This window comes from Amycolatopsis sp. VC5-11, from assembly GCF_037034185.1.
Lineage (GTDB): Bacteria > Actinomycetota > Actinomycetes > Mycobacteriales > Pseudonocardiaceae > Amycolatopsis > Amycolatopsis nivea.
Map to the genome: position 1 here is coordinate 937,097 of NZ_JBAGKF010000001.1, position 19,170 is coordinate 956,266.

The following is a 19,170-nucleotide window of genomic DNA, read 5'->3' on the forward strand; positions in this document are numbered from 1 at the left end:
CGCACCACGATCTCGGGCGCGCGGCCGAATGCGAACGGACGCGCCCCCGAAGCAGATTACCGACGGCCGGAGAACGTTTGCCGTGGTGTTGCGCGGAATTACCGCGCCGGTACCCGTGCGCGCCGCCGCGAATGCGACAAACCCGCCGCGGGCTCCGAGGAGACGACGGCGGGTCTGGGGAGTGGAACCGCGGGCCGGTGCCGGTCGGGGGAGGGGAGTGCAACGGCACCGGCCCGCGGAGTTCTGGGTCGCGACCGGCGCGGGGCGGCCGGTGCGATGATCTTCAACCTAGCGTCCGATTACTGCGTCCGCTAGGTGTTCTGCCGGACATTTTTCGATTAATCGCGTTAAGACTGGGGGTGGCCGAGGGCGGTCCGTCGCGCTCGGGGGGACGGACGGACCACCCTCGGCCGGGCGAGGATGCCGGGCGACCTGACCGGTCGGGGAAGCCGGACGATCGCGCGCTCGCCAGTCGAACCCAGGTGGGGTGATCCGCCCGGAAGCACCCCACCCGAGAGGTCAGGCGCTGACCGGGCGCGGCTTCACCAGTGCGTGCCTGCCGGTGGTCTCCGCCGGCGATTCGGCTCGCCGGTTCTGTCCGGGAACCGCCGGGACCGCGGCGCGGCGGCGGGCCGGACGGTGTCCGGCAGCCGACAGCGCCTGCGGGGCCAGCCCGCCCGCGACCAGGTGCTCGTGCGCTACCTGCCACACCGAGCACGGGGCCTTGCAGCGGTGCCAGCGCGTCGAGCAGGTGGGGCAGTCGCCGCGCTCGTCGGGCTCGTGCGCCTGCAGCATCGCGCGCCAGCCCTCGGCGAGCCGGGGAAGTTCGGAGCGGGCGACCGAGACCAGCGACGGGGCGTCGGCGCGTTCCGCCAGGTCGGACAGCATGTCGAGGCGCTCCCACACGGCGTTGCGGAGAACCTGACCGAGAACCTGATCCATGGGGAAACTCACCGTCACCTTTCCGCCATAGTGGCGGCTTCGTTGAGCGCGGCCCGGAGCTGGCCGAGCTGGCCGGACGTGAGGCGGGCGGTCTCCCCAGGCGGAGAAACCACTACGACCTCGTCGTCCTCGACGAACACCGTGACAGCGCGCTCGCGGCTGATGAGATCTCCGCACTGCACGCGCCACACGACCTGGCCGCCCTCGAAATGCCGCACGCCCGCGGTACGCGGGTCAGCGGACACCGAGGCGGCGACGGCGGAAGCGACAGTAGGCGGCACCGGACGTGCCGTGGCGATTCCCGGTGCGGGCCGAACGGACCGCACCGCGGTCCCGGCTTGTCCTCCACCGAGCGAATCCACGAACTCCACTGTCCCTCCACGCTTTCTCGTCCCGGGCCGCTGCACCTTGCGGGATGCATCAGCGCCGGCAGATCTGTGTCGTCGGGTCCATCGCTCTCCGTGATCGCCGCGGGTGACCGGGCGCTGACGGAGATCTGGCAACTACAGTGAAGTGAAACCGGGTGCGAGAGAAGGTCGAAACCGCGTCATAGCGGTGACCGGACCGCGTTCCACGGTAAGCGGTCAGCGGAGTTCGGCCCTGCCGATCAACGCGTGCGTCCGCGCGTTTCACAAGGTTCTCGCGTGTGCTTAGGGTGCTGATCAGACGCCCAGGAGACGGTGAGGGGGCGCAATGGCAATGGATGCCAGTGCTGGCAGTGGTTCCGGAGTCGCTAACACCGACGCCCGGTCAGGCAATCCGGTTCCGGCCGACGCCTGGGAACAGCCCGAGATGCGGGAGGCGCTCGCCGCCCGCGAGGTCAGCGCCGTGTACCGGCTGTTGCGCAAACACGGGGTATCGCAGCGCCAGATCGCCGCGATGACCGGCCAGTCGCAGTCCGAGGTGTCGGAGATCCTCAAGGGTCGCCAGGTCATGGCCTACGACGTGCTCACGAGAATCGCCGACGGCCTGGGTGTCCCTCGTGGATACATGGGTCTCGCCTATGACGAGACCACGGCGATACGGGTCGTCGGCGCGTCCGACGGCCGGCAGGCTGAGGAGGACGAGTCCGTGAAGCGACGGAGGTTCCTCGCGCACGCCGCCCAGGTCACGATGGGTGCGGCGGTGTTCGGTCCGGAATCCGGCACGTGGTCGGAGGCGCCCGCGCGCACTCCCGCCCCCGGGCGCATCGGGACGACCGACGTGCGCCAGGTCGAGGCGGCGACCAGAGCGTTGCGCGCGCTCGATTACCAGTACGGCGGCGGGTTCTGCCGCGACGCCGTCGTCGCGCAGCTGTCCTGGGGCCAGCAGATGCTCGACTCCAGCGCGGCCGAGCAGGTGAAGAACCGGCTGTACACCGCGATCGCCGACCTGCACAGCCTCGCCGGATGGACGTCGTTCGACACCGGCCTGATGGACTCCGCGCGCGGCCATTTCGCGCAGGCGCTCGACCTGGCCAAACAGGGCGGCGACCACCACCTGGTGGCGAACGTGCTGTACCGGATGGGCCGCGTCTACCTGCACCAGGACGCCGCGAACGACGCGCTCAAACTGTTCCAGCTCGGCCAGATCGCCGCGCAGGAATCCGGTTCCGAGCTGGCCGTCGCCGTGCTCTGCGCCAACGAGGCGTGGGCCTACGCGATGATGGGCAACGAGGAGCAGTCGGTGAAGCTGCTCGGCCGGTGCAAGGACGAATTCGCGCGCGCCGACCTGGCCACGGCCGAATCGTGGGTCAAGTTCTTCAACGAGACCGACGTCTACGCGATGACCGGCACCGTGCACACCGTGCTGGCGATGAAGAACCCCGAGCACACGAAGTACGCGATCCCGGCGCTGAGCCGGGCGGTCGACACCTACACCGACGACATGGCGCGCAGCAAGGCGTTCATGCTCAGCGCGCTCGCCACGAACCACCTGCTCGAGGGCGACATCGACCACGGCGTGAAGATCGGCGGCAAGGCCATCGAATGCGCGGAGAGCATCAAATCCGCGCGGGTCAAGGACCGGATGCGGCCGCTGCTGGCCGAAGCCGAACGGCGGCGCAACAACCCCGACGCCCGCGACCTCGCCGACCGGCTCAAGATCTTCTACGCGGCCTGAGCCGACCGGATTCGCCTTGCCCGAAGGCAGGTTCACCCCTGCGAAACTGCGCCAGGTGCTGGCGGATGTCTGCGCTCGGCTCGGCTTCGACCCGGCGGGCGCGCGGCTGCTGCGGTTCACCAACAACGCGGTGTTCGCGCTGCACGGGGCACCGGTCGTCGTGCGGATCGTCGGCTCCACCAAGCTGCGCCACCGGGTCGGCACGGTCGTGCGCGTCGCCGAGCATTTCGCCCGGCACGACGTGCCCGCGGTCCGGCTGCTGTCCGGGGTCGAGCAACCGCTTGACGTGCACGGACATCTGGTCACCGTGTGGGATCTGGTGCCGTTCGCCGGACCGTCGCCGACGCCGGCCGACCTGGCCGGACTGCTGCGGCGGGTGCACGCGCTGCCCCCGCCGGACGGCCTTCCCGCATGGGAGCCGCTGCGTTCGATCGAGGCCAGGGTCGCCGACGCGGAGGAACTCGCCCCGGCCGACCGGCGGTTCCTCCTGGAGCGCTGCGCCGAGGTACAGGACCGCCTCGACACCCTGGATTTCCCGCTGGCCAGGGGATTCGTGCACGGCGACGCGCATCCGGGAAATGTCCTGCCCGGCCCGGACGGCCCGGTGCTGTGCGATTTCGATTCCTCCTGCGTCGGCCCGCCGGAATGGGATCTGACGCCGCTCGCCGTCGGCCGCGAACGGTTCGGCGACCCTCCGGCCCGGTACGCCGAGTTCGCCGCCGCCTACGGGTTCGACGTGACGGTTTGGCCGGGGTTTTCGGTGCTCAGGGCGGTGCGGGAGCTGAAGCTGACGACGAGCGTGCTGCCGATCCTGCGCAGTCATCCGCCGGTGCGGGCTGAACTCCGCCGTCGGCTGGCGGACCTTCGCGCCGGCCGGACGGCCACCGCGTGGACGAGATACCGCTGAACGGCATTCTGCACGTGCATTCGCCGACTGCAGATGACCGTTCGCCGCTTTCCGTCGATGGCTGACGAGGTATCGCTGCGCAGCGATAATTCGGTCCGGCAGATCGCCCCGGATAGCGTACTGCTAGTCCCATTGTGCAAGTTGCGGCTACCCGCCGTCACCTCGGCCGGTCAGGACACCGCGACCGGGGCCCGGGTGAGCACCACGGCGAACCCGAAGGCGAGCCCCATGACGGTCAACTCCAGCGTGGCCCACGAGGCGAGCGCCGTCCGCTGGTGTCGCACGATGCGCGGCATCAGCCGCCACCGCAAGTTGGCGGCCAGCAGCGCGATCGCGCCGGTGCACAGCACCTTCAGCACCATCAGCTGGCCGTACGGCGTGGTGAACACGCCTGCCCAGAAGCCGATCGTCGGGTTGGCCAGGATTTCCACGATGCCGTTGAACAGGCCGGTCACCGCGGAGAGCGCCAGGCACAGCGTCGCCAGTTTCGAGAACCGCGGCAGCGCGTGCGCGAGCAGCGTCCGGTTGGCCGCCAGCAGCACGATCATCGCGCCGAGGCCGCCGCACCAGGCGACCGCGCTCATGACGTGCAGCTCCATCGAGATCATCGTGTAGTCGTGATAGGCCCAGTTCGACGCGTGGCCGGTGACCGGCAACGGCAGCAGCGCGAACATGCCGAGACCCACCCGCACCTCGGCGGGCACCTTCTCGCCCTTGCGCAGCGCGACAAACCCGAGCACGGCGTGCAGCAGCGCGAGCACGGCCACGATCACCAGCGCCTTGCCCGCGCCGACCTCGGCGATGTAGTTGCCGATGTCGCCGCCGGTCAGCATCCGCTTGCCCGGCTTGTACTCCGCGGTCTGCAGGATCAGCGCGACCACCGCGGTCGCCGCCCAGACCAGCGCGGCGGCGACGGCGGCGGGACGGGCCCGGCGCATGACCGGTTCGGTGAGTTTCGGCCGGTCGTACCCGACCAGCACGGACAGCAGGGCCAGCCCGATCGTCGCGACCGCCGCCAGGTCCAGCAGCACGCGCACGATCGGGATGGCCGCCGAGACCACCTCGCTGGGTTCCACGACACCCGGAATGGGCGAGGACGCGGTGAGCGCGATGCCGATCAGCGCGCCCAGCAGTCCCGCGACGACCACGCAGGCGAGCGTGGCCCAGCGGACCGCGGAGGTGGTCTCGGCTCGCGTCACTGGTCCGCCTTGTCCGATCCGGGGTCGCGGCCGGTGCGCAGCGCGACGGTGAGGCCGATCGCGAGCAGCACCACCGCACCGGCGATCCACACCCAGATCGGCACGCCGCTCGACGACGAGGACGCCGCCGGGGCCGACTGGGCCGGAGCACCGGCCGCCTTGGCCGCGTCGCCCTTCGCAGGGGTGCCGTTGCCCGCGGTGGTGAGGGTGAACGGGATCTCGCCGGACACCGGGTGCCCGTCGGCGGAGAGGACCCGGTAGCCGACGGTGTACTTGCCCGCCGGGCCGAGCGGCCGCAGCGGCGCGCTGAGCACGTTGTTCTCCACCGTCACCGGACCCTCGGCCCACTGGCTGCCGTCCGGGCCGGTCACCGCGATCTGGTTGACGTCGGCGTTCTGCACGTACTGGTCGAACGTGAGCGTGACCTTCGCCGGGCCCTTGGCGAGCGACGCGCCGTTCGCCGGGTCGGAGTTGATCAGCACGTTGTGCGCCAGCGCCGGGGTGGCCGTGCCGAGCAGGGCCACCCCGGAAATCGCCAGCGCGAGGAGCGCTTTACGCATTACTTGGTTCCTTCGGTCTTTCCTGCGGCGGGACGGCGGGAACGCAGCACCGCGCCCGCACCGACGCCGAGCCCGAGCGCGCCGACCACGAGGCCGGCCCCGCCGAGCCAGCGAGCCGTGTTGTCCGACGACGACGCGGCTTCAGCGTTCTCTCCGGCAGCTGTGGTCTGCGTGTGGCCGCCGTGCTCCGAGGATTCGGCGGCGGCGAGCTTGATGGTCGGGGCCGGGTGTTCCGGCTCCTCGCCGCTGGGCGGGGTGGGCTGGTTCCAGTCCACCACTTTGCCACCCTCGTACGTCTGGATCGCCGGGAACTCCAGCTGGTCGACGTTGGACGGCAGCGGGCCGCCGCTGATCTCGAACTCCTGGAATTCGGTCGAGCCGATCTTGGTGCCCGGCTGCGCGGTCCAGACGACCTTCGTGACCGCCTCGGTGATCTTCGTGCCGGAGGCGGTGGTCACCGGCTGCGGCAGCTTCGACTTGGTGACCTCGGCGGTCCAGCCGGGGATCGGCTTGGTGCGGATGTTGCCGATGCCGTAGTCCGGTTTGACGTCGATCTCGACCTTGATCGTGCCGAGCTTCGCGTCCTCGTTCGGGACGCGGAAGAAGATCGTGCCGTAGCCGCCCTTGGCCGGCTGGTCGCCGTAGACGTTGGCGGTCACGTGCGCGGACGCGATGCCGGCGCCGAGCAGACCGGTGGCGGCGACGGTCGCGGCGAGCACGCCGGCACGACGGAAGACATGGTGGGACACAAGTTCTCCTGAACAGGGAAGGGCCGGCGGAGGACGAGGCCTGCGCCGGAAAAGGGGAAAGAAGGTGCGGGTTCAGGAGAGCCAAGGAGGTCCGCGTCGGCCCCGGACGCGGCGAAGTTCCACGGTCAGCAACGGCATCGCCCCAGCCGCACGCGACCGCGCGATCCCGGCAGCCGCCACCGGAACCGGCAACGGCCGGACCAGCAGCGGAAGAACGACCCGCAGGACGTGCAGCACCGCGAGCAGCATCGCGTCCGCCCGCGCCAGCACCAGCGCGGTGAGCAGCGTCGCGACAGCGTGCGCGACGGTCATCGCCCAGCCGTCCGGCGCGGCGGGCGCACCGGACGGGTCGTGCCCGCCGAGCGTCGTCAGCACCAGGTGCATCACGAGCTGTCCGCCGCCGAGCACGGCGATCGTGCCGAGCGGTCCTCGGGCGCGCCCGGCGAGCGCGGTGGCGGTCCAGCCGAGCAGTCCGGTGAGCAGGAGAGTGAGCGCGGGATCCGGCAGCCCGCCGTCGGCGGCCGCGTGCGCGGTGACGGCGAGTGACGCCGAACTCAGTGCGAGCAGTCCGCCGCGGACAGCGGCGAGTGCGCCGCGATGCCGGGCTGGAGTGCTCATTCGGGCAGCTTAACGGCACTCCGGTGGGTGACTGAAGCGTCTCGAATGGTGAGCACCTGCGGAAAACGCACAGGTAGGCGGGTCTCGATCCGGTAAAAACCGCTCGGTGGAGCGCTGTGCTTCGGTTGCCGACCCCTCGCTGATGCGAAACGGTGGGTAATCACAACCGAGAAGTGGGGGTTTCGACCGTATCCGTTCCGGGTAGTCACCCTGCCGATTGATGGGCTACTCCGAACGGGTGACGTCCGGGGCTCGCAAGCTGGCGGGAGAACGAATACGGATGAACCTCTTCGAGTACATCTCGGACCGGTGGGGAAGGCTGCTGCTCCAGGCGTGGCTGCACACCAGCATGGTCGTGCAGTGCACGATCCTCGCCGCGATCCTTGGCGTGCTGATCGGCATCGCCGTCTATCGCAGCCCCATCGGCTCCGCCGTCGCCACGGCGCTGGCCAGCACGATCCTCACCGTCCCGTCGTTCGCCCTGCTGGGTCTGCTGATCCCGCTTTCGGGCCTCGGCTCGACGACCGCGGTGATCGCGCTCGTGCTGTACGGCCTGCTGCCCATCGTCCGCAACACGATCGTCGGCCTCGACGCGGTCGACCCGGCGATCACCGACGCCGCCCGCGGCATCGGGATGAGCAGGCTCTCCGTGCTCACCCGGGTCGAACTGCGGCTGGCCTGGCCCGCGATCCTCACCGGGATGCGGGTCGCCACGCAGATGCTCATGGGCATCGCGGTGATCGCGGCCTACGCCAAGGGCCCCGGCCTCGGCGCGGAGGTCTTCTCCGGCCTCACCAATGCCGGGAGCACGAACTCCCTCAACCAGGCCCTCACCGGCACCGTCGGCGTGGTCATCCTCGCGCTGGTGCTCGACGGCATCTACGTCCTGATCAAGCGATTCACCATTTCTAGGGGTGTCCGTGGCTGAGCACACTGCGACCGAAGAAAACGTCTCCGGCGTCGAGATCGAACTCGACCACGTCACCAAGCGCTACTCCGGCACCCGCGCCCCGGCCGTCGACGACTTCTCGATGGTCGTGCCCGCGGGCAAGATCGTGGTGTTCGTCGGCCCGTCGGGCTGCGGCAAGACCACCACGATGCGGATGATCAACCGCTTGATCGAGCCGACGTCCGGCCGGATCACCATCGGCGGGCAGGACGCGCTGAAGCTCGACGTGGACACCCTGCGCCGCCAGATCGGCTACGCGATCCAGCAGGCCGGGCTGTTCCCGCACTTCACCGTCTCGCAGAACATCGCCGTTGTGCCCGGCCTGCTCGGCTGGGACAAGAAAAAGGTGACCGCGCGGGTCGAGGAGATGATGGACCTGGTCGGGCTCGACCCGGCCGATTTCCGCGACCGCTACCCGCGTCAGCTGTCCGGCGGCCAGCAGCAGCGCGTCGGCGTGGCCCGCGCGCTCGCCGCCGACCCGCCGGTGCTGCTGATGGACGAACCGTTCGGCGCGGTCGACCCGATCACCCGCGGCAACCTGCAGGACGAACTGCTGCGGCTGCAGACCGACCTGAAGAAGACGATCGTCTTCGTCACGCACGACTTCGACGAGGCGGTCAAGCTGGGCGACCGGATCGCGGTGCTCGGCAACCAGTCGAAGATCCTGCAGTACGACACCCCGGAGTCGATCCTGGCGAACCCGGCCGACGACACCGTCGCCGGATTCGTGGGCGCCGGCGCTTCGCTCAAGCAGTTGACCCTGCTGCGCGTGCGCGACGTCGAACTCCAGCAGGACGCGCTCACCACCACGATCGACGAAGCGCCCGCTGACCTGCGCGAGAAGCTGAGCAAATCGCGCAAGCCGTTCGCGCTGGTGCTCGACCAGCGGCGACGGCCGATCCGCTGGGTGCACGTGCGCGAGCTGACCAACGCCACGTCGCTGGGTTCGGTCGGCAAGCCGCTGCGCGACATCGTCAGCCTCCAGTCGACGCTGCAGGACGCGCTCGAGGCGATGCTCGCCGAAGGCGGTTCGGTGCCGGTCACCGGCGCGCGCGGCGAGTACGCGGGCACGATCAAGCTGGACACCGTCATCGCGACCATCCAGCAGCTGCGCGACGAGCACGCCGACGACCACGTCGACGAGGACGGGGCCACGGCATGACCGCTGCCGTCGATACCGGATTCAGCACCGAGTCAGGCTCCCGTCGCGCGGAACGAGTCCGTCTGTTCGCCCAGCCAGCCGTGGTCGTCCTGATCGTCGCGGTGACGCTGATCTGGGTGTTCGCCAGCGGGCTCACCGCGACCGAGAAGGAAACGCTGAACGCGGAGTCGCTGCTCACCGCGCTGCGCGACCACGTTGCGATGACCGTCGTGGTCACCGCGATCGTGGTGCTGGTGGCGGTGCCGCTCGGCATCATCGTCACTCGGCCGTGGGCGAAATGGCTCGCGCCGATCTTCCTGGCCATCGCGAACATCGGACAGGCCGCGCCCGCGCTGGGCGTGCTGGTGCTGTGGTTCATCTTCACCGGCGCGGTCGGCGGGCTGTGGGTCGCCGCGCTGCCGCTGGCGTTCTATTCGCTGCTCCCGGTGCTGCGCAACACGATGGTCGGCATCCAGCAGGTCGACCCGTCGCTCATCGACGCCGGCCGCGGCATCGGGATGTCCGCGCAGAAGGTGCTGTGGCGGGTGGAATTCCCGCTCGCGGTTCCGCTGATCCTGGCCGGCCTGCGCACGTCGCTCGTGCTGGCGGTCGGCACCGCGACGTTCGGCATGTTCGTCAACGCGGGCGGGTTCGGGCTCCTGATCGACACCGGCTACAAGCTCAACCTGACCAAGGTGCTGATCACCGGTTCGGTGCTGGCCGTCGCGCTGGCACTGCTGGTGGACTGGCTGGGCGCGGTCGCCGAGCAGTACTTCGGACCGAAGGGACTGCGCTGATGAACGTCCTGAAAAAGGCGGGCGCGCTGGTCGGCGCCGCCCTGCTCGCCGGGACGCTCTCGGCGTGCGGGCTCGACGTCAACACCTCGATCCCGTTCAAGATCGAACCCGGGTCCATCCGGCCGATCCCGTCGCTCGAAGGCCAGCGCGTGGTCGTCGGATCGAAGGACTTCACCGAGAACATCATCCTCGGCTACATGGCCGAAATGGCGCTGAGCGCGGCGGGCGCGGACGTCATCGACCTCACCGACATCAAGGGGTCGAACTCGTCGCGGCAGGCGCTGCTCAACGGGCAGACCGACGTGACCTGGGAGTACACCGGCACCGGCTGGATCAACTACCAGGGCAACGAACTGCCGGTCCCGGGCGGGGAGAAGGCGCAGTACGAGGCCACGAAGAAGGCCGACGCGGAGAAGTACGGCGTCACCTGGCTGAACTACTCGCCGCTCAACGACCAGTACGCCTTCGCCACCACTGAGGCGTACGCGGCGAAGAACAACCTCAAGACCACGTCGGACCTGGCGAAGTTCCTCACCACGCATCCGGACCAGAACCGGTTCTGCCTGGAGACGGAGTTCACCAGCCGCCAGGACGGGTTCCCGGCGGCGGTCAAGGCGTACGGGTTCAAGAACCCGAAGATCGAGAACTTCGGGATCGGCACCATCTATTCGGCGGTGGCCAACGGCACCTGCCCGGTCGGCGAGGTCTTCACCACCGACGGCCGGATCTCCGGGCTGAACCTGCGCGTGCTCGAGGACGACAAGAAGGCGTTCCCGCAGTACAACGCGGCGGCGACGCTGCGCACGGAGTTCCTGAACCAGCACCCGGAAATCCGCGGCCCGCTGGAGACGGTGGCGGCGGCGCTCGACAACAAGCAGATGGTCGAGCTGTGCAAGAAGGTCGACGTCGACGGCAAGGACGCGGGCACCGTCGCGCACGACTGGATGCTGCAAAAGGGCTTCATCAAGTAGCGCTTCCCGGCAGCGCAAAGGGCCCCTTGAGTTCGCTCAAGGGGCCCTTTCGCCGGGTTCAGATGCCCAAGCGGTGCAGCAGCTGCTCTTCCAGCCGTTCGAGCTCGCCGGTGACCGCACGGTGCGCGGCCTTGCGCCGGCCCGCGGGCATGCGCTCGGCGGCGCGCACCGTGGCCGACAGCTGCTCCAGCGTCGACTGCGTTTCGGCGGCGAACTTCTGGTCCTGCTCGGTCGCCTTCGCCGACTTCTTCAGCTCGCCGAGCCCCTGCACGAGACCCGCGATCCGGGCGTGCAGCGCCGCGCCGCGGCCGGTGTACTCGCCGAGCTGGTCGACGGCGACACCCAGCTTGCGGGCCTGGTAGCGGTCGTACGCCTCCCGCGCCGCACCCGCCGCGCGGACTGCGTACGGCGCGAGCACCGGCAGCACCGCCGGTCCGAGCACCTTGGCCACCGCGACCGCGTTCTTCGCCTTCTTCGGGGTGATCCGGGCTTCACCCTCGTCCTTTTTGGCCTTGTCTTGCTTGGCCTTGCGCGCCATGGCCGTTACCTCCCACGCCTTCTCCGGATGAACTTACTGGTCCCCGACCTGACGGGCATGTCGGCTCGCGCGGGGAATGTCGTACCCACGATCTATTGTGATCGCTATGGGAGACGAGGTGTTGCTCGACGCGGGAGCAGTGAGTCGTTGCCGCCGCCGGGTGCACCTGGAACACGACCCGGCGATGCGCGACGTGCCGCTGCCGCCGCCGGATCCGACCGCACAACAGCGCATCGACGACGCGACCGCGCACCGCGAGGAAATCCTCGAACAGCTGGTCGCGGCGTCGGGGCCGGAGGCAACCTGGGCCAGGGTGCCGCGCACCGCGTCCGCTGGCGAGCGGGTGCGGCTCACCGAGCAGGCGTTCGCGGACGGCACGCAGTACATCTGGGGCGCGCTGCTGCCAGCCGACCCGGTCGGGCACCGGCGCGGCGGCATCGACCTGCTCGTGCGCGTCGACGACGGGTATGTGCCGGTGCTGGTGGTCCGGCACCGGATCACCGACCGCGGCCAGGGCGCACCCACCACCGCGATGACGGAGCTGGATCCGGCGCGCCGTTCGCCGGACGAGCTGCGCAAGGTGCGCTCGCAGCCGCGAGACCAGCTGCGGCTCGCCCACCTGCGGCGAATGCTGGAGACGCGCGGCTTGGCGGCCGGCGGGCGCGCGCTCGGCGGCGTGATCGGTCTGGACGCGGACGTCGTCGTCTGGCACGACCTCACCGCGGGCACCTGGCCGGGCGGACGCAGCGCACTGGACGAATACGACGCACGCTTCGCGGACCGGCTCGCCGTCGCGACCGCTGCCGCCACCGGTGCCGAAGCGCTGGCCGCGCCTTCGCGGGTGCTGGAGTGCCGGCGGTGCCCGTTTTGGGCCACGTGCGAGGTCGTGCTCACCGAAACGCGTGACGTGAGCCTGGTCGTGCGCGGCGAGGACGCGGGCGAGCTGCGCCGCGTCGGAGTGTCCACTGTAGACAAGCTGGCCGCGCTGGACCCGGCCGCCGAGATGCCGCCGATGAACTGGACGGGCGGCACGTTCTCGGACGCGATCATGCTGGCCCGGGCGTGGCTGGCGGATCTGACGGTGGTGCGTCGCACGCCGAAGATCGAGGTGCCGCGCGCGGACGTCGAGGTCGACGTGGACATGGAAAGCTTCGGCGATTCCGGGGCTTACCTGTGGGGGACGCTGTTGTCCGGAGTGGACATCGGGGTGCCGCAGGGGTACCGGGCATTCGCGACCTGGGAGCCGCTGCCGACCGTGGACGAGGCGCGGTCGTTCGCTGAGTTTTGGGCGTGGTTCACGGATGTTCGTGAGCGGACCCTGGCCGCGGGGCTGACTTTCCGGGCGTATTGCTACAACGCGCTCGCGGAGAACCGGTGGCTGTTCGGGTCGGTCGAACGGTTCGGGGAGTATTCCGGGATCCCGGAGAAGCGGACTGTTCAGTCCTTTGTGGACTCCGATGAGTGGGTCGATCTTTTCCGCAGCGTGACGGATCAGTTCCTGTGCTCGCGGGGCAAGGGCTTGAAGGTGATCGCCCCAGTGGCCGGGTTCGCGTGGCGGGATCCGGAGGCTGGGGGCGAAGCCTCGATGCGGTGGTACCGGGATGCGGTGGGGATGGACGGCGCGGTCCCTGATGACGAGCAGCGAGAACGGTTGTTGCGGTACAACGAGGATGACGTGCTCGCGACTAAGGCGCTGCGGGAGTGGATGAGCGGGCGGGCTCAGGTTGAGGTTCCGTACATGCTGGACCTCTGAGTCCTCCGGAAGCCGCGGCGGCCCCGGAATTTCGGCGCGGAAACGGCACGAGTCCTGGCGGATCCGAAGGGGGTCGCGCGGATCCTCGCGGCAGGGGCAGGAGTCCGACCGCCGCGAGGAGAGGTGCGAAAGGCACCGGGGGGTGTGCTGCGGTGTTCGGACAGCACACTTGACCCCGCAGAAGGTTATTCGCCCGCGCGCAGTTTCTTGTTCTCCCGCTGGGCCTCGTGGAGCTGGTCCTCGAGAGAGACGATGCGGCAGGCGGCGTCGACAGCCGTGCCCTGGTCGACCAGTTCGCGCACGCGTGCGGCGAGGCGCAACTGCTGGCGGGAGTAACGGCGATGCCCGCCGGACGAGCGCTGGGGCTCGATCAACCCGGTCTCGTCCAGGCTGCGCAGGAAGTTCTGGCTGGTGCCGAGCATCTCGGCGGCCCGGCCCATCGTGTAAGCGGGGTACTCGTCGTCGTCGAACTTGTCCGCTCCGCCGGAACCGGCGGACGGGGTATCGCGTGGGTCAGGGATCATTCCACCTCCACATCACAAGGGACCCCGGGTGCCACGCGGCACCCGGGGTCCCAGGGTTGGGTTTCATCATTGTCAACCGGCCGTGAAGCCGGCTTCTGGTATCCGCGGGGTCCGTTCACCGGACATGCCGCGCGGAGATCGCTGATTCGTAACCGAGAACCACCTGCCAATCTGATGGGACTGCGGTACCCGCGCGGCATTGCTGCTCCGCCGCCGCGGGCGATCCAATGATGTGCCCGTTCCCTTCTTTCCGGTGTTTTCCTCTTGCGGTGTCGCACTTCCGGTACTGCGTTTACTGCTTCGAACGTCACCGGCTGGAACCCTTCCGCTGATCGGCCCCAGCACGCGTAACGCCGCTGGTCACTGGCTGGAGCCCCGTCGGAAATCGGCTCCGGCCACCTGACCGCTCCCGCACTGCCTGGCCTGCCAGTGCGGTTATTGCACCTGCGTTCACTGCACGGTCCCGGCCGAAACCCGTTCGTTCAGCGGCTTCGCCCTGCCTGACCGTCTTGTCTCACTTCACGGGCAGTTCGTCATCTCCCGTGCCTGATTGACGTTGTCTCTCTTGTACAAGAAGGATGCTACCCATGATCGAAACCGAATGTCTACCCCAGTCGCCATAGATTTTCTCCAAGCTGGGCACGCGGTCGCGTTTCCGCTATACTCGTCGACGAGTACTCGCCCACGAGGAGGTCGTAAGCGTGAAGCGGCGAAAGGTGTCCAACTTGCTGGGCCTCGCCGTGCTGGCCACCGTGTTCGAGCGGCCGATGCATCCGTACGAAGTGGCCTCTCTCCTGCGGGAACGCGGCAAAGAGGGCGACCTGAAGATCAAGTGGGGCTCCCTCTACACAGTCGTCGGCAACCTCGAAAAGCACGGGTTCCTCGAGGCCGTCGAGAACGTGCGGGACGGGGCGCGGCCGGAGCGGACCGTTTATCGGATTACCGACGCTGGTCAGGCTGAGCTGGAGGATTGGGTCGCCGAGTTGCTCGCGGTGCCGGATTTGGAGGCCACGCGGTTTCACACGGGGCTCTCGGTGATGCTCGCGCTCGGGCCGGACGTGGTCGATCAGCAGTTGCGGCATCGGGTCGGCGAGCTGGACCGGCTGATCGGCGACCGCGTCGAGGCGTTGGCGAAGATGCGGGCTGAGCTGCCTCGGCTGGTTCTCGTCGAGGCGGAGTACCAACTGGCGATGTGGCGCGCGGAGGCGGAATGGGTTCGCGGGCTGCACGAGGAGCTGACCACCGGCGCGATGCCGGGGGTCGAGGAGTGGCGGCGTTACCGGGAGACCGGGGAGCTGCCTGACATGGCCGCCTTCGTCGAGAACGAGGGCGAATAAAGAGGTCCCGGAGGAGGTGCTGGCACACCGCCCCGGGACCGGGAACCGTCGAACTGGAAACCGCGAGGTGCGGGAACCTGTTTTCAGGCTGCGCTGACAAGGATACGGCCCCGCGGCGAACCGGTTCGGACTCAACCGAACAGGGAGAAAACACGATGGGGAACACCCAGGTCAAACGCCACCGTACGAAACTGCTGCCGGAGATGGAGGGGCCGGTCGCCCGGGCGTACGCGCGGGGACGCGGTACCGAACCGCAGCGAATTCAGTATCGCGAAACGGCCGAGATGCTGGCTTCGGAGCTGGCCGAGGGCGCGGACGTGCTCGAGGTCGCGCCTGGGCCGGGCTTCTTCGCGGTGGAGCTGGCCCGCACCGGCCGGTGCACGGTGACGGGGCTGGATGTCAGCCGGACGTTTGTTCAGCTGGCCAGGGAGTACGCGCATGAGCAGGGCGTCTCGGTCGATTTCCGTCGCGGTGACGTGGCGGCGATGCCGTTCGTGGACGGGTCGTTCGACTTCCTGATCTGCCAGGCGGCGTTCAAGAACTTCGCCGACCCGGTGGACGCGCTCGACGAGATGCACCGGGTGCTGCGGCCGGGCGGGGTCGCGCTGGTGCAGGACTTGAGCAAGAGCACGACCGATGCGGAGCTGGACGCTGAGGTCGCGCGGATGAATCTCGGTCCAGTGGCCACGTTCACCACCGTTCGCACCCTGCGCGGGCTGCGGCGGCGGGCGTACACGCCGGAGCAGTTCCGCGCGACGGTCGCGGAGAGCAAGTTCCGCACCTGCGAGGTGACCCCGGACGGGATCGGCCTCGAGGTGCGGATGCGCAAGGAATGACCGGGCGAGTGGCTGTGCCGCTGAGGGGGCGGCACAGCCACTCGCGAGGCAACGTCAGCGCGGGGCCATCCGCAGCGAGCCGTCCATGCGGACGACCTCGCCGTTCAGGTAGTCGTGGTCGATCAGCGACAGGGCGAGCTGCGCGTACTCGTCCGGCCGCGCCAGCCGCTTCGGGAACGGCACCCCGGCGGCGAGTCCGGCGCGGAATTCGTCGCTGACGGTGGCGAGCATCGGGGTGTCGACGATGCCGGGGGCGATCGTCAGCACGCGGATGCCGTGCGAGGCGAGGTCGCGCGCGGCGGGCAGGGTCATCCCGACCACGCCGCCCTTGGACGACGCGTACGCCACCTGCCCGATCTGGCCGTCGTACGCGGCGACGGACGCGGTGTTGATGATGACGCCGCGGGCGTCGTCGGCCAGCGGTTCGGTCTTCGCGATCGCCTCGGAGGCGATGGTGACCACGTTGAACGTGCCGATCAGGTTGATCTGGATGACCTTCGCGTACAGCGCGAGGTCGTGCCTGCCCTTGCGGGACAGGATGCGCGCGGACGGTCCGATGCCCGCGCAGTTGACCACCGTGCGCAGCGGTACGCCGGAGCCCGCCGCGGTGTCGACGGCGGCCTGCACCTGGTCCGGGTCGGTCACGTCGGCCTCGACGTAGGTGATGCCGTCGATCTGCTCGGCCTTCTCGATCGAAGGCGCGAGGTCGAGGGCGAACACCCGCGCGCCTTTCGCGGCCAGCGCCTTGGCGGTCGCGCCGCCGAGTCCGGACGCGCCACCCGTGACGAGCGCTGCGGTGTCGGTGATCTGCATCTTCAGCCTTCCTCCTGCTCTCGGTGCCGCGGTGCACCTCCGCGCCCAGGTTAACGCTCGTTCGCATGCCTGTCGGAGTGTGTCGCCTCACCCGCTGTCGTCGCGAGGAGTATTCGGCCGCGACCGCTTCCGTTAGCACTGAGGTCAACTCCGGCTGTCACCTTCAGCGTCATGAGCTCAGCTCGGATCGTGGTGGTAGGGACGGGATACGTCGGATTGACCACGGGGGCTTGTCTCGCGAGCCTCGGGCACCGCGTCACCTGCGTTGACGTGGACGTGGCGAAAGTGAACCGGCTGTCGGCCGGGCGCGTGGACATCCTCGAGCCAGGACTGGCCGATCTGGTCTCCCGCGGACTGGCGAACGGACGGCTGTCGTTCGTCGTCGGCGCGCGGGAAGCCGTTCGCGGCGCGGAGGGCGTGTTCCTCTGCGTGCCGACGCCGATGGGCGCGGGCGGGTCCGCGGATTTGCGCGCGGTGGAATCGGTGACCGCCGAGATCGGCGACGTGCTGCCGGCCGGCTGTGCGCTGATCACCAAGTCGACGGTGCCGGTCGGCACCGCGAAACGGATCCAGGCGATGGTCGGCCGCGCCGACGTGCCGGTGGTCTCCAACCCGGAGTTCCTGCGCGAAGGCACTGCGGTGCAAGACTTCCTGCACCCGGACCGGATCGTGGTCGGATCGGATTCGCACGCGGCCGCCGCGTGGGTCGGGCAGTTGTACGGCGACCTCGCCGCACCCGTCGTGGTCGCGGACGCGGCGAGCGCGGAACTGGTCAAGTACGCGGCGAATTGCTTTCTCGCGCTCAAACTGTCCTATGTGAACTCGATCGCCGAACTGTGCGAACGGCTCGGCGCGGACATCGACCTGGTCACCGAAGGCATGGGCTACGACCGGCGGATCGGCCGCACCTTCCTCAAACCCGGCCCGGGCTGGGGCGGTTCGTGCCTGCCCAAGGACACCAGCGCGCTGGTCAAGGTCGCCGAATCGGTCGACTACGACTTCCGGATGCTGACCTCGGCGATCGACGAGAACATCGCCCAGCGCGACCGGATCGTGGCGAAGATCGCAGGAGCCTGCGGCGGAACGCTGGCCGGCGCGCGGATCGGCGTGCTGGGCCTGGCGTTCAAGGCGGGCACGAACGATCTGCGCGATTCTCCCGCGCTGGCAGTGTCTTCGGTGCTGGGCGCGCTCGGCGCGGAGATCACCGCGTACGACCCGGCGGTCTCCGGCGGCATTGCCGGGATGACCGTCGTGGACGACCCGTATCAGGTCGCCAAGGACGCGGATGTCGTTGTGGTGCTTACCGAATGGGCCGAGTTCCGCAACCTCGACTGGGTTGCGATCGCCGACGCGATGGAAGGCGACGACGTCGTCGACACCCGCAATCTGCTCGACCCGCGGATGATTCTCGACGCCGGGTTGTCCTGGCAGGGAGTCGGGCGCCCGCGCGCGGCCCGGCGGCGAGTTCCGGTTTTCTGATGGGAGATTCGCTTCGGTTGCGCTATGCTCCTCGGCGGCATCGCGTGTCGGTCACCGGCTGGGTGAGGCATGGAGGTGCTGGGATGCCTTGTGGAGGCATTGCTTCGTGTCACTTTCTCTTGAACTGAATCACCTGATGGTCCCGTCCCGGAACAACCGGGAATCCGCCGAATTCTTCGCGCACCTGCTCGGGTTCGAGATCGGCGAGGAATGGGGCCCGTTCATCCCGGTCGAAACCAGCAACGGCGTGCGGCTCGACTTCGCGACGGTGCCGGACGCCGATCGCAAGCTGCAGCACTACTGTTTCCTCATTCCGGAGGACGACTTCGACGCGTTTTTCCTGCGGTTGAAGGAAACCGGGGTCGACTACCACGCCGGGCCGGGCGGGCAGGGCCCCGGCGAGATCAACCACAACCACGGCGGACGCGGCGTGTATTTCCTCGACCCGGGCGGAAACGGGATCGAGGTCATCACGCAGCCGTACGAGCCGGAGCGGAAACGGCCCGCGAGCTGGTAAGTCCTTTGTAGACGGACGGCGGGCGGGTCACAGCGGAAGCGAGGCCCACCCGCCGCCCGTGGCAAGCAAAGTCCGGACGCTCTCCGCGTGGTCGGAGAACGCGGCCAGATCGGCGTGCAACAGCGCGGCCCGCTCGGAATCGAGCGGGTCCGCGTCGTCGCGCCACAGTTCGAGCGTCCAGTTGGCGGCCAGGATCATCGAGCGCACCAGCCCGGCGACCGCGGAATCCGGCCGGTCGTACGCGGCGAGGATTTCGTCGCAGGTGGTGAAACACCGTTCCAGGCCGCGGACAGCTTCGGCGGGTGTGCCGTCCCAGTCCGGTCCCGGCCAGGCGCACGAGCCCAGCGCGAGCCACAGCTGCCAGCCGGCGGTCAGCTCGGCTTCGTCGCGGGGCGTCCAGTGCGCGGCCATCCCTTGAGTGTGCGCCCCGCCGGCCGGTT

At 69.2% G+C, this 19,170-nt stretch carries 21 protein-coding genes; 11 read left to right on the forward strand and 10 right to left on the reverse strand.

What is annotated here, in order from left to right; all coding sequences use genetic code 11:
• Positions 1-519: 519 nt before the first annotated feature.
• Together WA670_RS04625 and WA670_RS04630 are read right to left on the reverse strand one after the other, a co-directional pair.
• On the reverse strand, positions 520-942 hold the full coding sequence (locus WA670_RS04625; protein WP_037806884.1) for a hypothetical protein: 423 nt from the start codon (positions 940-942) through the stop codon (positions 520-522).
• Positions 943-956: 14 nt separating this feature from the next.
• Positions 957-1,313, reverse strand: a complete 357-nt coding sequence (locus tag WA670_RS04630; RefSeq protein WP_037806886.1) for a hypothetical protein — start codon at positions 1,311-1,313, stop codon at positions 957-959.
• A 421-nt stretch (positions 1,314-1,734) separates the two neighbouring features.
• Here WA670_RS04630 and WA670_RS04635 point away from each other — a divergent pair, with 421 nt between their 5' ends.
• Entirely contained in the window at positions 1,735-3,042 is a 1,308-nt protein-coding gene (locus tag WA670_RS04635; RefSeq protein WP_037807595.1) for a tetratricopeptide repeat protein, read from the forward strand.
• 16 nt (positions 3,043-3,058) lie between these two features.
• Positions 3,059-3,949: a phosphotransferase enzyme family protein gene (locus tag WA670_RS04640; RefSeq protein WP_336156991.1), complete on the forward strand. Its 891-nt coding sequence runs from the start codon at positions 3,059-3,061 to the stop codon at positions 3,947-3,949.
• Positions 3,950-4,119: 170 nt separating this feature from the next.
• On the opposite strand, the gene WA670_RS04645 is transcribed toward WA670_RS04640, so the two are convergent.
• The 4 genes from WA670_RS04645 to WA670_RS04660 all read right to left on the reverse strand — a co-directional run bounded on the left by WA670_RS04645 (position 4,120) and on the right by WA670_RS04660 (position 7,075).
• The gene (locus tag WA670_RS04645) at positions 4,120-5,148 is read right to left on the reverse strand and encodes a copper resistance D family protein (RefSeq protein ID WP_037806890.1); all 1,029 of its coding nucleotides are present in this window, start codon (positions 5,146-5,148) and stop codon (positions 4,120-4,122) included.
• Positions 5,145-5,708 carry a copper resistance CopC family protein gene (locus tag WA670_RS04650; RefSeq protein ID WP_037806893.1) on the reverse strand — a complete coding sequence of 188 codons (564 nt, stop codon included), beginning with the start codon at positions 5,706-5,708 and terminating at the stop codon, positions 5,145-5,147. Before WA670_RS04650 ends, WA670_RS04645 begins: the two co-directional genes overlap by 4 nt.
• Entirely contained in the window at positions 5,708-6,457 is a 750-nt protein-coding gene (locus tag WA670_RS04655) for a YcnI family copper-binding membrane protein (protein ID WP_037806894.1), read from the reverse strand. Before WA670_RS04655 ends, WA670_RS04650 begins: the two co-directional genes overlap by 1 nt.
• A 72-nt stretch (positions 6,458-6,529) precedes the next feature.
• On the reverse strand, positions 6,530-7,075 hold the full coding sequence (locus WA670_RS04660) for a hypothetical protein (RefSeq protein WP_336156992.1): 546 nt from the start codon (positions 7,073-7,075) through the stop codon (positions 6,530-6,532).
• Positions 7,076-7,355: 280 nt separating this feature from the next.
• On the opposite strand from WA670_RS04660, the gene WA670_RS04665 reads away from it, so the two are divergent.
• The 4 genes from WA670_RS04665 to WA670_RS04680 are packed head-to-tail and all read left to right on the forward strand — an operon-like array spanning position 7,356 to position 10,933.
• The gene (locus tag WA670_RS04665) at positions 7,356-8,003 is read left to right on the forward strand and encodes an ABC transporter permease (protein ID WP_037806896.1); all 648 of its coding nucleotides are present in this window, start codon (positions 7,356-7,358) and stop codon (positions 8,001-8,003) included.
• A complete protein-coding gene (locus tag WA670_RS04670; RefSeq protein WP_051728580.1) occupies positions 7,990-9,186 on the forward strand; it encodes an ABC transporter ATP-binding protein in 1,197 nt (398 codons plus the stop codon). Before WA670_RS04665 ends, WA670_RS04670 begins: the two co-directional genes overlap by 14 nt.
• Positions 9,183-9,962 carry an ABC transporter permease gene (locus WA670_RS04675; RefSeq protein WP_037806898.1) on the forward strand — a complete coding sequence of 260 codons (780 nt, stop codon included), beginning with the start codon at positions 9,183-9,185 and terminating at the stop codon, positions 9,960-9,962. The genes WA670_RS04670 and WA670_RS04675 overlap by 4 nt, the downstream gene beginning before the upstream one ends.
• On the forward strand, positions 9,962-10,933 hold the full coding sequence (locus WA670_RS04680) for a glycine betaine ABC transporter substrate-binding protein (protein WP_051728581.1): 972 nt from the start codon (positions 9,962-9,964) through the stop codon (positions 10,931-10,933). The genes WA670_RS04675 and WA670_RS04680 overlap by 1 nt, the downstream gene beginning before the upstream one ends.
• A 58-nt stretch (positions 10,934-10,991) precedes the next feature.
• On the opposite strand, the gene WA670_RS04685 is transcribed toward WA670_RS04680, so the two are convergent.
• Positions 10,992-11,471, reverse strand: coding sequence for a DUF6474 family protein (locus WA670_RS04685; RefSeq protein ID WP_037806899.1), 480 nt, complete (start codon positions 11,469-11,471; stop codon positions 10,992-10,994).
• Between the two features lie 106 nt (positions 11,472-11,577).
• Here WA670_RS04685 and WA670_RS04690 point away from each other — a divergent pair, with 106 nt between their 5' ends.
• Positions 11,578-13,224 carry a TM0106 family RecB-like putative nuclease gene (locus WA670_RS04690; protein ID WP_037806901.1) on the forward strand — a complete coding sequence of 549 codons (1,647 nt, stop codon included), beginning with the start codon at positions 11,578-11,580 and terminating at the stop codon, positions 13,222-13,224.
• A gap of 185 nt (positions 13,225-13,409) precedes the next feature.
• Here the strand turns inward: WA670_RS04690 and WA670_RS04695 are convergent, their stop codons facing one another.
• Positions 13,410-13,748, reverse strand: a complete 339-nt coding sequence (locus WA670_RS04695) for a MerR family transcriptional regulator (protein WP_037806903.1) — start codon at positions 13,746-13,748, stop codon at positions 13,410-13,412.
• 701 nt (positions 13,749-14,449) lie between these two features.
• On the opposite strand from WA670_RS04695, the gene WA670_RS04700 reads away from it, so the two are divergent.
• A complete protein-coding gene (locus WA670_RS04700) occupies positions 14,450-15,085 on the forward strand; it encodes a PadR family transcriptional regulator (RefSeq protein WP_336156993.1) in 636 nt (211 codons plus the stop codon).
• A 155-nt stretch (positions 15,086-15,240) separates the two neighbouring features.
• A complete protein-coding gene (locus WA670_RS04705) occupies positions 15,241-15,921 on the forward strand; it encodes a class I SAM-dependent methyltransferase (protein WP_037806905.1) in 681 nt (226 codons plus the stop codon).
• A 54-nt stretch (positions 15,922-15,975) separates the two neighbouring features.
• Here WA670_RS04705 and WA670_RS04710 read toward each other — a convergent pair whose 3' ends face one another.
• On the reverse strand, positions 15,976-16,734 hold the full coding sequence (locus WA670_RS04710) for an SDR family NAD(P)-dependent oxidoreductase (protein WP_134664552.1): 759 nt from the start codon (positions 16,732-16,734) through the stop codon (positions 15,976-15,978).
• A gap of 171 nt (positions 16,735-16,905) precedes the next feature.
• On the opposite strand from WA670_RS04710, the gene WA670_RS04715 reads away from it, so the two are divergent.
• Both WA670_RS04715 and WA670_RS04720 read left to right on the forward strand, forming a co-directional pair.
• Positions 16,906-18,213: a UDP-glucose dehydrogenase family protein gene (locus WA670_RS04715; RefSeq protein WP_078870228.1), complete on the forward strand. Its 1,308-nt coding sequence runs from the start codon at positions 16,906-16,908 to the stop codon at positions 18,211-18,213.
• A gap of 136 nt (positions 18,214-18,349) precedes the next feature.
• Positions 18,350-18,730: a VOC family protein gene (locus WA670_RS04720; RefSeq protein WP_037806911.1), complete on the forward strand. Its 381-nt coding sequence runs from the start codon at positions 18,350-18,352 to the stop codon at positions 18,728-18,730.
• A gap of 27 nt (positions 18,731-18,757) precedes the next feature.
• Here WA670_RS04720 and WA670_RS04725 read toward each other — a convergent pair whose 3' ends face one another.
• Positions 18,758-19,141: a hypothetical protein gene (locus WA670_RS04725; RefSeq protein WP_037806914.1), complete on the reverse strand. Its 384-nt coding sequence runs from the start codon at positions 19,139-19,141 to the stop codon at positions 18,758-18,760.
• Positions 19,142-19,170 lie beyond the last annotated feature (29 nt).